The sequence below is a fragment of the Streptomyces sp. NPDC043870 genome (genome assembly GCF_056435785.1).
On record NZ_JBWKDT010000035.1, the window covers coordinates 46,515 to 59,122 of the forward strand.

Here is a 12,608-nt window from a genome sequence, read left to right on the forward strand (position 1 = left end):
TGTCGCGGGGACGCCGAGGATGCTCACAGCCGCCCATGACCGTCCCACGCGGCGAATGTGACCGGACCATGACCGTTCCCCACCAGTCGCCGTCACATTGCCCTCAAGGCGCTCACCTGCGCTTTTCCCGCCCTAGAGTCGCGGCAACTCCCCTACTCCGACGGAGGATTCCGTTGCCTCAGATACGTGTACGGATCGCGGCCGCGGCGGTGCTGCTGGCCCCGCTCGCCGCCTGCTCCTCCTCCGGCACCGCCCCGGCGCGCACCGACGCGAAAGCGGCCGACGACCGCCCCGCGACCGTCGCTGTCAGCCCTCGCGGGCAGCAGGCGAAGGCGGGTGTGCCGGTTTCGGTCACAGCGACGGGCGGCAGCCTCACCTCGGTCACGGTCACCGACGCCAAGGGCCGCAAGCTCGCCGGCAAGGTCTCGGCCGGCGGCATGCTCTGGACCTCGGTCCGCAAGGCGGCGCCCGGCACCGCGTACACGGTCACGGCGGTGACCCGTACGAAGGGCGGCACGACCGGCACCGCCAAGGAGTCCTTCACCACCGCCGGGGCCGGCAAGGTCAACAAGGTCGACTGGCGGCCGGGCACCGGAACGACCGTCGGCATCGCCCAGCCGGTCTCCCTGGTGTTCGACAACCCGGTGAAGAACAAGGCCGATGTGGAGAGACAGCTCAGGATCACGACCTCGGACGGCACCGAGGGGTCGTGGGGCTGGCTGGAGGACTGGTCCGGCAAGGACCGCGTGGACTGGCGGCCGAAGGACTACTGGAAGCCCGGCACCAAGGTCACGCTGAACGCCGAGCTGAACGGCACCGACTCGGGCACGGACGGCGGCTGGTTCGTACGCGACTACACGGCCACCTTCACCGTCGGCGCGCGGCAGGTCGTCAAGGTCGACCTCGACAGCCATCAGCTCACGCTGGAGCGCGACGGCAAGGCCGTACGGAAGATCCCGGTCTCCGGCGGCACCCCCGGCGGGGACAAGCGTTCCTGGCGCGGCACCGCTGTGCTGATGGCCAAGGAGGGCACGATCAACATGAACTCCGAAACGGTCGGGCTCGGCGACGCCTACGACAAGATGGTCGACTATTCGATGCGGCTGACCTGGTCCGGGATGTACGCGCACGCCGCGCCGTGGAACGCCCAGTACTTCGGCAACGCCAACCGGAGTTCGGGCTGCATCGGGATGAGTGACGGCGACGCCGCGTGGTTCTACGGGCAGGTGCGGCCCGGCGACCCGTTCGAGATCAAGGGCGCGGACACCAAGGGCACGGTGGCTCCGGGCAACGGTTTCGGGGCGTGGAACCTGTCGTGGGAGCAGTGGCGGCAGAAGAGCGCGCTGCGCTGAGGCGTTGTTTCCAGCCTGATTTCCGGCGGGTGTTCGCCATCCGGGCAGCGGGGGACGCCTGGCAGGCGTTCGTGGACGGGCCCCGCCAGGGAGTGTCTTCAAAGTAGCGTCGTCCGCCCGAAGGGCGGGCCCGGCGGCGTCTGGTCCGTGCGATCGCAAGGCGGAGGATGAGGCCCCCGCCGAAGGCAGGGGGAGAGTCCATGCGGAGCATCGGCGACCGACGACAACGCAGCGGGGGGACCTCCCGTGCCCGAAGGGCTACGGGGAGGGCGTGCCAGGCGTCGCCGGGCAGACGTGACTTCGAAGACCCGGCCTAGAGGCCCAGCTCCCACATCAGTACTTCCGCGGCCACGGCGGCGGACAGTTCGAGACCCTCCGCGTCCGTGATCCGCGCCGCGTCCCCCGGGCCGAGGTCGTCGCCCGCCAGCCGCACCACACCGCGTACGACATGCACGTACACGAAGGGCGCGTCCGGCACGGCGGTCCGCTCGTCCGCCGCGAGGCGGCGTACGTGCAGCATCGCCCCGGCCTCCGGCAGCGCGTACGGCGTGGAGTCGGCGATGCCGTGCACGATCTCGTACGACGGCTCACCGCCGGGATCCTTCGGCGCGAGCCACATCTGCACGAACGTCAGGGGCACGGCGCCGTCGTTGCGCTCGGAGTGCCGTACTCCGCCCGCCGAGCTGAGCCGCTGCACATCGCCGGGCCGTACGACGGTGGCGTGGCCCGCTGTGTCGCGGTGCGTCAGCTCGCCCTCCACCACCCAGGTCACGATCTCGGTGTGACTGTGCGGGTGCTCGTCGAACCCGGCGCCGGGGGCGAGCCGCTCCTCGTTGCAGGCGAGGATCGGCCCGAAGCGCAGATTGTCCGGATCGTAGAACTGCCCGAACGAGAAGGCGTGCAGCGACTCGATACCGGCGGACGCGTCGCCACCGTGGTAGCGCCCACCGGCGCGCCATACGGAAATCACGCCACCACGGTAGAGCCCGCGCAGGGGTCCCGTGACCGGTCCCGTCCGGCGTTCGAGGACGGATACCCCGGCCCACCCGCCGGTGCCGGGCACGTTTCAAGCCCGTCCGGCGATCGAGGACGGACACCCGGGCCGGCCGGACGGTACCGGGACTCTTCGGAGCCGCCCGCAGGGCATACCGGGGACCCGGGGCAGCGCCCCGGCCGGACCCGACACGGCGCCCCGGCCGGACCCGACGCAGCGCCCCGCACCCCGCCGCTCCGCCCGGGCGTCCCGATAAGGCACTCTTGTCCCCGTGCCCCAACCCGAACCCGAACCCACCCTGCCTGCGACCGCCGCCCACCCGCACTCCGCGACCCTGAAGCGTCTGGAGCAGTCCTCAGGGCGGCTGGCCGCGAACGCCATCGCCCGCATGGACGAGATGCTGCCGTGGTACCGGGCGATGCCACCGGAGAACCGGTCGTGGATCGGCCTGGTCGCCCAGGCGGGTATCGCCGCGTTCACGGAGTGGTTCCGGCACCCCGAGACTCCTCAGGCGATCTCCACCGACGTCTTCGGTACGGCTCCGCGCGAGCTGACCCGTGCGATCACGCTGCGCCAGACCGTGGAGATGGTGCGGACCACCATCGAGGTCATGGAGGCGGCGATCGAGGAGGTCGCCGCGCCCGGCGACGAGTCGGTGCTGCGCGAGGCGCTGCTCGTGTACGCACGGGAGATCGCCTTCGCGACCGCCCAGGTGTACGCGCAGGCCGCCGAGGCGCGCGGCGCCTGGGACGCGCGGCTGGAGTCGCTCGTCGTGAACGCGGTGCTGTCCGGCGAGGCCGACGAGGGCGCCGTCAGCAGGGCCGCCGCGCTCGGCTGGAACTCGCCCGAGCATGTGTGCGTGGTGCTGGGCACGGCGCCCGACGGGGACAGCGAACTGACGGTCGAGGCGATCCGCCGCGCCGCGCGCCACGCAAAGCTGCAGGTGCTGACGGGAGTGCTGGGCGACCGGCTCGTCGTCATCGCGGGCGGCAGCGACAATCCGCTGCATGTCGCCAAGGCGCTGATCGGCCCGTACGCGGCCGGACCCGTGGTCGCGGGCCCCGTCGTGGCGGATCTGCTCGCCGCGACGAGGTCGGCGCAGGCCGCGGCCGCCGGACTGAAGGCGTGCTCTGCCTGGCAGGACGCCCCGCGGCCGGTTCTGGCGGACGATTTGCTGCCGGAGCGCGCCATCGCGGGCGACCCGTCCGCGCGCGAGCAACTGGTGGAGGAGATCTACAGACCGCTGGAAGAAGCGGGCTCGGCGCTCCTGGAAACCCTCAGTGTCTATCTGGAGCAGGCAAGCAGTCTCGAAGGCGCCGCCAGGATGCTCTTCGTCCATCCCAACACCGTCCGCTACCGGCTCAGACGTGTGACCGACGTCACCGGATGGTCACCCTCCGATGTGCGCTCCGCGTTCACTCTACGGATCGCACTCATCCTCGGGCGTCTGGTAGACGGCGATCAGCAGCCCTAGGATTTTGTCGGACACCAACAATTCCCCTGACGGTTCTTGGTCCCTGTCCCCACGGGCGGCCGGGACCATCCACAAGAGAGAGTGTGAGGGTGCTCGTACTCGTCGCTCCCGGCCAAGGCGCTCAGACGCCCGGCTTCCTGACTCCCTGGCTCGAACTCCCCGGCGCCTCCGACCGCATCGCGGCATGGTCCGACGCCATCGGGCTCGACCTCGCCCACTACGGCACCAAGGCCGACGCGGACGAGATCCGCGACACCTCCGTGGCGCAGCCGCTGCTCGTCGCGGCGGGTCTGCTGTCCGCTTCCGCGCTGGGTGACATCACGCCCGGTGCCGTCGCGGGGCACAGCGTCGGCGAGATCACGGCCGCCTCGTTCGCGGGTGTCCTCGACGACACCGCCGCGCTCGGCTTCGTACGGACACGAGGGCTCGCGATGGCCGAGGCCGCCGCGATCACGAAGACCGGTATGTCGGCGCTGCTCGGCGGTGACCCGGACGTCTCCGTCGCGCACCTGGAGAAGCTCGGCCTGACCCCGGCGAACGTCAACGGGGCGGGCCAGATCGTCGCCGCCGGCACGATGGAGCAGCTCGCCGCGCTGGAGTCCGACATGCCCGAGGGCGTTCGGCGTGTCGTGGCCCTGAAGGTGGCCGGCGCGTTCCACACGCATCACATGGCGCCCGCGGTCGACGCGCTCGACGAGGCCGCGAAGACCCTGACCGTCGCGGACCCGAAGCTGCCGTACGTCTCCAACAAGGACGGCCGGACCGTCGCCACCGGTGCCGAGGTCATCTCCCGGCTGGTCGGCCAGGTCGCCAACCCGGTCCGCTGGGACCTGTGCATGGAGACGTTTAAGGAGCTGGGCGTGACCGCGCTGCTGGAGGTGTGCCCGGGCGGCACCCTCACCGGTCTCGCCAAGCGGGCGCTGCCGGGCGTCAAGACGCTCGCGCTGAAGACCCCCGAAGACCTCGACGCGGCCCGCACGCTCGTCGCCGAGCACTCAGCCTGACGAAGGAGCCGTAGCGCATGTCGAAGATCAAGCCCAGCCAGGGCGCCCCGTACGCGCGGATCATGGGTGTCGGCGGGTACCGCCCCACCCGGGTCGTGCCGAACGAGGTGATCCTCGAGACGATCGACTCCTCCGACGAGTGGATCCGCTCCCGCTCGGGCATCTCCACCCGCCACTGGGCCTCCGACGAGGAGACCGTGACCGCGATGTCGGTCGAGGCGGCGGGCAAGGCCATCGCCGACGCCGGGCTCACGCCGGAGCAGATCGGCGGCGTCATCGTCTCCACCGTGTCGCACTTCAAGCAGACCCCGGCCGTCGCCACCGAGATCGCGGACAAGATCGGCGCGGTCAAGCCGGCCGCGTTCGACATCTCCGCGGGCTGCGCGGGCTTCGGCTACGGCCTGACCCTGGCCAAGGGCATGGTCGTGGAGGGTTCCGCGGAGTACGTGCTCGTCATCGGCGTCGAGCGGCTCAGTGACCTGACCGACCTGGAGGACCGTGCGACGGCCTTCCTGTTCGGCGACGGTGCGGGCGCGGTCATCGTCGGCCCCGCGAAGGAGCCGGCGATCGGTCCGACCGTCTGGGGCTCCGAGGGCGACAAGTCGGAGACCATCAAGCAGACCGTGCCGTGGACGGACTACCGCGACGGCACCGTCGAGCGGTTCCCCGCCATCACCCAGGAGGGCCAGGCGGTGTTCCGCTGGGCCGTCTTCGAGATGGCGAAGGTCGCCCAGCAGGCGCTGGACGCGGCCGGGATCACCGCCGACGACCTGGACGTCTTCATTCCGCACCAGGCGAACATGCGGATCATCGACTCGATGGTGAAGACTCTGAAGCTGCCGGAGCACGTCACGGTCGCCCGTGACGTGGAGACCACCGGCAACACCTCGGCCGCCTCGATTCCGCTCGCGATGGAGCGGCTTCTGGCGACCGGGCAGGCGAAGAGCGGCGACACCGCGCTCGTCATCGGCTTCGGGGCGGGGCTCGTCTACGCCGCTACGGTCGTTACCCTCCCCTAGGCAGCATCCGGATCTTCCGGTTCTCCGGGCGACGCCCAGATCAACCCTCAGCTACAACCGAAGGAGCGCCACATGGCCGCCACGCAGGAAGAGATCGTCGAAGGTCTCGCGGACATCGTCAACGAGATCGCCGGTATCCCGGCGGAGGACGTCCAGCTGGACAAGTCCTTCACCGACGACCTGGACGTCGACTCGCTGTCCATGGTCGAGGTCGTCGTCGCCGCCGAAGAGCGCTTCGACGTCAAGATCCCGGACGAGGACGTCAAGAACCTCAAGACGGTCGGCGACGCCGCCGACTACATCCTGAAGCACCAGGCCTGATCCAGGCCGATCAGGTACGCCACCCAGCGGTGGCGCCGCTGATTCACGAACCCTCATTAGACCGTGGAGAAAGAATTCCTGTGAGCCCGACCAATCGCACCGTGGTCGTCACCGGTATCGGCGCAACCACACCGCTGGGTGGCGACTCCGCATCGACCTGGGAAGGTCTGATCGCGGGACGCTCCGGCGTCCGGCCCCTCGAGGGCGAACGCTTCGCCGAGCTGCCCGTCCGCATCGCCGCTCCGGCGGCGGTGGATCCGGGTGAGGTCCTGCCCCGGCCGCTCGCCCGCAAGCTGGACCGCTCGGCCCAGTTCGCGCTCATCGCAGCGCGTGAGGCGTGGGCCGACGCCGGCTACAAGGCCCCCGCCGGCGAGGACGAGAAGATCCTCCCCGAGCGGCTGGGCGCGGTCATCGCCTCCGGCATCGGTGGTGTGACCACGCTGCTCGACCAGTACGACGTGCTGAAGGAGAAGGGCGTACGCCGTGTCTCCCCGCACACCGTGCCGATGCTCATGCCCAACGGCCCCTCCGCGAACGTCGGTCTGGAGGTGAACGCCCAGGCGGGCGTGCACACTCCGGTCTCCGCGTGTGCGTCCGGCGCCGAGGCGATCGGCTACGCCGTCGAGATGATCCGTACCGGCCGCGCCGATGTCGTGATCGCGGGCGGCACCGAGGCGGCGATCCACCCGCTGCCGATCGCGGCGTTCGCCAACATGATGGCGATGTCCAAGAACAACGACGAGCCCGAGAAGGCGTCGCGTCCGTACGACAAGGCCCGGGACGGCTTCGTCCTCGGCGAGGGTGCGGGTGTGGTCGTCCTGGAATCGGCCGAGCACGCCGCGGCGCGTGGCGCGAGGGTGTACTGCGAGGTCCTGGGCCAGGGCCTGTCCGCGGACAGCCACCACATCGCGCAGCCGGAGCCGTCGGGTCGCGGTGTCGCCGCGGCGGTGCAGAACCTGCTGGACAACACGGGTCTGAAGCCGTCCGAGGTGGTCCACCTCAACGCGCACGCGACCTCGACGCCGCAGGGCGACATCGCGGAGATCAAGGCGCTGCGCAAGGTTCTGGGCGACGATCTCGACCATGTGGCGATCTCCGCCACGAAGTCGATGACGGGTCATCTGCTGGGCGGCGCGGGCGGCATCGAGACCGTCGCGACGGTCCTGGCGCTGCACCACCGCACGGCCCCGCCGACCATCAACGTCGACGACCTCGACGCCGAGGTCGAGGCGGACGTCGTCCGCGGCGAACCGCGCACGCTGCCCGAGGGCACGATCGCGGCGATCAACAACTCGTTCGGCTTCGGCGGCCACAACGTGGTGCTGGCGTTCCGTACGGTCTGACGTCTATGACATGACCGAGGGCCCCATCTCCCTTCCGGAGATGGGGCCCTCGGTCATGTCGGGGGTACGGCCTGATCCGAACGACAGGCCCTACACCACCTGATGGAGCCAGCGGACCGGCGCGCCCTCGCCGGCGTAGCGGAAGGGTTCCAGCTCGTCGTCCCAGGGCTTGCCCAGGAGCCTGGCGATCTCGGCCTCGAGATCGGTCTCGCCCTGGGCCGAGCGGGCGAGGGCGGCGCGGAGGCGGTCCTCGGGGATGAGGATGTCGCCGTGGATGCCGGTGACCGCGTGGAAGATGCCGAGTTCGGGGGTGGCGCTGTAGCGCTCGCCCTCCGCCGTGGGGCACGGTTCCGCGGTGACCTCGAAGCGGAGCATCTGCCAACCGCGGAGCGCGGACGCGAGCTTGGAGGCCGTACCCGGCTCGCCCTTCCAGGAGAACTCCGCTCTCCATGTGCCGGGCGACGCGGGCTGCCGGATCCAGTCGAGCTGGACCCGCAGTCCGAGCACACCCGCGACCGCCCATTCGACGTGCGGACACAGCGCGCGCGGTGCGGAGTGCACGTACAGAACTCCACGTGTCGTCACCGGGACCTCCAGTGTGGGACGAGGTTCGCCTTCCCAGCGGCCTCAGTAAACAGCATCGGGAGTGAAACTCCGCAAACACCCGAAAAACGGACAGCATGTGACGTGATGTAATTTACCGGAGCCGGTCGGCAAAGGTGCCTCTGGTTCGACGGGGGAAAAGCTACCGTGCGTCGGCGGCCGAGGTGTGTCGTACCGCCCGGCCGGGGGGCCGTACGCACCAAGGTTTCACCCGCCAGGACGCCTACGGGGAGGGCAGGATGCGTGAAATCCGGCGGAGTGGGCGAACGGGCCTTCGACCGCGCGCCGCGGTCGCCGCATTGACGGCGGCGGTCTTCGTCGTACTGGCGGGGCTGAGCGGATGCGACTCGCCGCCGCCCATCGCACAGAGCGGCCCGCCGAAGCGGCCACGCCCCTCCCCCGCCCCGACACCGGTCTGGGACCGCAGCCCCTCGTCCGTCGCCGCCGTCGGCGACTCCATCACCCGCGGCTTCGACGCCTGCAACGTACTCTCCGACTGCCCCGAGGTGTCCTGGGCGACCGGCACCGACACCGGCGTACGGAGTCTCGCGCTGCGGCTGCTCGGTACGACGGCGGCCGCGGAGCGCGCCTGGAACCACGCACGGTCCGGGGCGCGGATGGCCGATCTGCCCGCGCAGATGACGGACGCGGCGGCCCGCCGGCCCGAGCTGGTGACGGTGATGGTGGGCGCCAATGACGCCTGCCGCGACTCGCCCGACGAGATGACGCCGGTGACGGACTTCACGGAGTCGTTCGCGGCGGCGATGCGCTCGCTGCGGCGCACCGCGCCCAAGGCCCATGTGTATGTGTCGAGCGTGCCGGACCTGAAGCGGCTGTGGTCGACCGGGCGGGGCAATGCGCTGGGCAAGCAGATCTGGAAGCTCGGGATCTGCGCCTCGATGCTGGGGGACGCGGATGATCTGAGCGAGGAGGCGCAGGAGCGGCGGGCCCTGGTGCACCACCGGGTCGTGGCGTACAACCAGGCGCTGAAGAGCGTCTGTGCGAAGGACCTGCGCTGCCGGTACGACGGCGGAGACGTCTTCGACTACCGGTTCTCCGGTGAGCAGTTGAGCCACTGGGACTGGTTCCATCCGAGCAAGAACGGCCAGGGGCAGCTGGCGGAGATCGCGTACCGCAACGTCACCGCAGCCAAGCCGCCCGCGTAGGACGGACTGCTCTCGCGGGAGAGCCCCGGGGTGGCTGTCAGGTGCCACCCCGGGGCCGTATCGGGTCCGTCAGACCTCCAGGGTGGCGGCCAGGCGGCGGTCGTCGAGGGAGTGCGACGCCTGCACCTCGTACGAACCGGAGACGAACCTCCAGGATCCGCTCTCCTCGTCCCAGATCTCGGAGGCGCGCCGAATCGCGGCTACCGCCGCGCGGCGCTGGGTGCGGTCGCCGAGCGGGTCGGCCTCACCCAGCAGGGGCTCCTGCACTACTTCCCCCACCAAGGAGGCGCTGCTCGTCGCCGTACTGGAGGAGCGCGACCAGTGGGACACGGGCGGCGGCGCTGCGCGCCGAGTACGGGGACCCGCTGCCGGGCGGACTGACTCCGGAACGGGCGGCTCCGTTGCTGACGGCGGTCATGGACGGACTGCGGTACCAGTGGCTGCTGGACCCGGCGTCGGTGGACATGCCGGCGGCGTTCCGGGACTTCCTGCACTGCTGGAGCAGCGTTAGCCCCTGTCCCGGTCCCTCTGGTCACAGCGCAACTCCTTCCCGATACTGGCGACTTCGGATTCGTCTGGGGAAGGGATACAGCGTGCGGCGGACACTGGGAGTGCTGGTCGTCTCGGCGGTGGCCTGCACGATGCTCGGTACGGCGCCGGCGGGCGCAGCGGACGTGCCGGGTGTCGCCACCGTGGAGGAACAGCGGCTGGACCGGGCCGTACCGCAGGAGATCCTGCGGCGCAGCGGATTCGACACGGTGGCACCGGAGTTCGCGCGGGTGCTGGGGGCGGCGGACTCCTACGCGGACGCCGTGCGCGCCGTCGACGCGCACGGCTCGCGGCTGTGGCGGCGGGCCGTGGACCGGGCGCAGGGAAGGGGTCCCCTACGCGGCGACCTGAGCCGGGACGACGACCGGCCGCTGTACTGGTCCCGGCTCGGTATGACCCGTGAACTGCGGCAGTGGCAGCCCGGGTTCGGGCTGTCCGGCACCGAACGCGCCCGGCTGCTCGACCGGCTGGAGCGGGCCTCGCGCGGCCAGGACACGATGGACTTCCCCCGCGGCAAGGGCATCGACGGCAAGGGTTTCCAGCGGATCGTGGTGACCGGCTTCGACCCCTTCACGCTGGACCGTGACATCAGGATCAGCAATCCGAGCGGGGCGACGGCACTCGCGCTGGACGGCACCTGGATCCGTACGGCGGACGGCGGCCTGGCCCGGATCGAGACGGCGGTCTTCCCCGTCCGCTGGACCGACTTCGCCGCCGGGACGGTCGAGCGGACCCTGCGCCACCGGCTGCCCGAGGCGGACCTCTTCACGACCGTGAGCCAGGGCCGGGTGGGCAGGTTCGACATCGAGCGCACCAACGGCGCCTGGCGCGGCGGGTTCCCGGACAACGAAAACGTGTCGCGCACCGGGACCGTGCCGGTCGCCGACCCCGCCTCGCAGCCGCAGTGGACGTCGACGACGCTCCCGTACGCGGCGATCACCGCCGCGCAGACGGGCCGCTTCCCGGTGTACGACAACACGTCGGTCACCGAGATCCCGGCGGGCGCCACCGACGCGGTGGTCCGCCCGGAAGGACCGACTCCCGGCTCCACGGCCCGCTCCGGAGGCGGCGGCAACTACCTGTCCAACGAGATCGCCTACCGCGCGACCCTGCTGCGCGATCGCCTCGGGCTGCACGACACACTGCCGGGCGGCCATGTCCACACGCCGGTGCTCCAGTTCGGCACGGGCAACACGGACCCGGCCACGGGCACGGTCACGGACCCCGAGTTCGTCCGGAACCGGCTGGACATCATCGCTCAGGTCCGGGCGATCGTGACGACGGCGGTGAACACGGTTTCCTGACGGCTACCAGGACGCGGGCGAGCCGGCCGGCTTGTCGAAGGAGAGCGCGCCGCCCGCCGGCGCGGCCGGCTCCGGCTCGCCCTGGGGCGACGTCAGATCCCGTACCAGCAGCGTCGCACCCGCCACCGCGCCCGGCATCAGGAAGACCGCGACGAACGGGACGAGGAAGGCGAGGGCGAGCGGAACGCCGAAGCCGAGCGTGAGCAGCCGGCGGCCGCGCAGCAGCGCGAGCCGCTCCTTCAGCTCCACGCCGCGCCGCTGCAGCGCCACCGCGGTGAGCTCCTCGGCGAGGAAGAACCCGGAGACGCAGAAGCCGATGGCCGGGACGACCGTCTGTCCGACGACCGGGATGAAGCCGAGCGCGAAGAGGGCGATGCCGTACAGCGCGACCCGCAGCACCACGCGCAGGCTGTCCCGCGCGGAGATCCACAGCTCGCGCCAGAGCGGCAGCCCGGACTCCGGGACGTCCCCGCCCTCGCTCCGGTCGACCTGCTCGGACAGGGACTCGTAGAAGGGCTGGCCGACCAGCAGCGTCACCGCGGTGAAGGTGATCACGGCGAGGAAGAGCCCGAAGACGAAGACCAGCGCGGTGAGGAAGCCCCGGAACAGCCCCTGCCACGGAGACGACCAGTCGTCGGCGAACGGCGTCGACCAGCCCACCAGGTCGTCCGCGCCGTAACCGAGCCCGATGAGGGCGCCGGCGTACAGCACGAGGGTGATCAGCCCGGGCAGCAGCCCGAATCCGAACCACCGGCCGTGCCGGCCGACCCATCGCTGGCCCTTCAACAGATAGCCGAAGCCCACCCCTAGATCACGCATGCGCCCACCTTATCCGGCGGTCCCGAGGCGCCCTCTTGTTGTCCGGGTCACGACACGATAGACGGGCATGCCCGCCCAGGCCCCACGAGCCCGGCAAGATCCGAAAGACAGGCCCCAGGCCGGTGAGACGGGAGGGCCGCACCCCGGTCGGTCGGGGTACGGCCCTCAACATCAACGATACGCGATCAGCTCAGCCGGCGAGCTCGACCGTGATGTTGCCGCGGGTGGCCTTGGAGTACGGGCACACCTGGTGGGCCTTCTCGAGCAGGTCCCTGGCCGTGGCGGCGTCCACGTTCGGGATGCTCGCGGAGATCTTGACGATGAGGCCGAAGCCCTCGTCGTTCTTGCCGATGCCGACCTCGGCGGTGACCGTCGAGCCGGAGATGTCGGCCTTCTCCTGGCGGGCGACCACACCGAGGGCGCCCTGGAAGCAGGCGCTGTAACCGGCGGCGAAGAGCTGCTCCGGGTTCGTCCCGGCGCCGGAACCGCCCATCTCCTTGGGCGGATTGACGACGACGTCGAGCTTGCCGTCGTCGGTGGCGACGCGACCGTCCCGGCCGTTCTCCGCGGTGGCGACGGCGGTGTACAGGACGTCGGACTGCTGGATGGACATGCGGGTTTCCTTCTCTGTGCGCCGCGACTCGCGCCCACGATCGCGAC

Annotated in this window: 12 protein-coding genes and 1 pseudogene; 9 read left to right on the plus strand and 4 right to left on the minus strand. The window is 70.8% G+C overall.

All coding sequences use genetic code 11. The features are described 5' to 3' along the window. The first annotated feature begins 173 nt into the window (after positions 1 to 173). The gene (locus tag AC0699_RS31055; RefSeq protein WP_478667090.1) at positions 174 to 1,352 is read left to right on the plus strand and encodes a L,D-transpeptidase; all 1,179 of its coding nucleotides are present in this window, start codon (positions 174 to 176) and stop codon (positions 1,350 to 1,352) included. Between the two features lie 313 nt (positions 1,353 to 1,665). Here the strand turns inward: AC0699_RS31055 and AC0699_RS31060 are convergent, their stop codons facing one another. Further along, positions 1,666 to 2,322, minus strand: a complete 657-nt coding sequence (locus AC0699_RS31060; RefSeq protein WP_478667092.1) for a pirin family protein — start codon at positions 2,320 to 2,322, stop codon at positions 1,666 to 1,668. Positions 2,323 to 2,617: 295 nt separating this feature from the next. On the opposite strand from AC0699_RS31060, the gene AC0699_RS31065 reads away from it, so the two are divergent. The 5 genes from AC0699_RS31065 (at position 2,618) to fabF (ending at position 7,507) form a co-directional block, all read left to right on the plus strand. After that, positions 2,618 to 3,820, plus strand: a complete 1,203-nt coding sequence (locus tag AC0699_RS31065) for a PucR family transcriptional regulator (protein ID WP_478667094.1) — start codon at positions 2,618 to 2,620, stop codon at positions 3,818 to 3,820. Positions 3,821 to 3,909: 89 nt separating this feature from the next. Further along, positions 3,910 to 4,824: an ACP S-malonyltransferase gene (locus AC0699_RS31070; RefSeq protein WP_478667096.1), complete on the plus strand. Its 915-nt coding sequence runs from the start codon at positions 3,910 to 3,912 to the stop codon at positions 4,822 to 4,824. Between the two features lie 17 nt (positions 4,825 to 4,841). Further along, entirely contained in the window at positions 4,842 to 5,843 is a 1,002-nt protein-coding gene (locus tag AC0699_RS31075) for a beta-ketoacyl-ACP synthase 3 (RefSeq protein WP_478667098.1), read from the plus strand. Positions 5,844 to 5,915: 72 nt separating this feature from the next. Next, positions 5,916 to 6,164 (plus strand): acyl carrier protein, encoded by a 249-nt coding sequence (locus AC0699_RS31080; protein WP_453658626.1) that lies wholly within the window; start codon positions 5,916 to 5,918, stop codon positions 6,162 to 6,164. Positions 6,165 to 6,244: 80 nt separating this feature from the next. Continuing rightward, a complete protein-coding gene (gene fabF, locus AC0699_RS31085) occupies positions 6,245 to 7,507 on the plus strand; it encodes a beta-ketoacyl-ACP synthase II (RefSeq protein ID WP_478667100.1) in 1,263 nt (420 codons plus the stop codon). A gap of 90 nt (positions 7,508 to 7,597) precedes the next feature. On the opposite strand, the gene AC0699_RS31090 is transcribed toward fabF, so the two are convergent. Then, positions 7,598 to 8,092 carry a DUF3145 domain-containing protein gene (locus tag AC0699_RS31090; RefSeq protein ID WP_453661097.1) on the minus strand — a complete coding sequence of 165 codons (495 nt, stop codon included), beginning with the start codon at positions 8,090 to 8,092 and terminating at the stop codon, positions 7,598 to 7,600. Positions 8,093 to 8,349: 257 nt separating this feature from the next. Here AC0699_RS31090 and AC0699_RS31095 point away from each other — a divergent pair, with 257 nt between their 5' ends. From AC0699_RS31095 to AC0699_RS31105, 3 genes and pseudogenes are all read left to right on the plus strand, one after another. After that, positions 8,350 to 9,276 carry a GDSL-type esterase/lipase family protein gene (locus tag AC0699_RS31095; RefSeq protein ID WP_478667101.1) on the plus strand — a complete coding sequence of 309 codons (927 nt, stop codon included), beginning with the start codon at positions 8,350 to 8,352 and terminating at the stop codon, positions 9,274 to 9,276. Between the two features lie 120 nt (positions 9,277 to 9,396). Further along, positions 9,397 to 9,767 (plus strand): annotated as a pseudogene (locus tag AC0699_RS31100) (TetR family transcriptional regulator); the annotation flags it as partial. 150 nt (positions 9,768 to 9,917) lie between these two features. Then, positions 9,918 to 11,129 carry a pyroglutamyl-peptidase I gene (locus AC0699_RS31105; RefSeq protein ID WP_478667154.1) on the plus strand — a complete coding sequence of 404 codons (1,212 nt, stop codon included), beginning with the start codon at positions 9,918 to 9,920 and terminating at the stop codon, positions 11,127 to 11,129. 3 nt (positions 11,130 to 11,132) lie between these two features. Here the strand turns inward: AC0699_RS31105 and AC0699_RS31110 are convergent, their stop codons facing one another. Both AC0699_RS31110 and AC0699_RS31115 read right to left on the minus strand, forming a co-directional pair. After that, positions 11,133 to 11,948: an EI24 domain-containing protein gene (locus AC0699_RS31110; RefSeq protein WP_478667103.1), complete on the minus strand. Its 816-nt coding sequence runs from the start codon at positions 11,946 to 11,948 to the stop codon at positions 11,133 to 11,135. Positions 11,949 to 12,138: 190 nt separating this feature from the next. Beyond that, the gene (locus AC0699_RS31115; protein ID WP_453661088.1) at positions 12,139 to 12,561 is read right to left on the minus strand and encodes an organic hydroperoxide resistance protein; all 423 of its coding nucleotides are present in this window, start codon (positions 12,559 to 12,561) and stop codon (positions 12,139 to 12,141) included. Positions 12,562 to 12,608 lie beyond the last annotated feature (47 nt).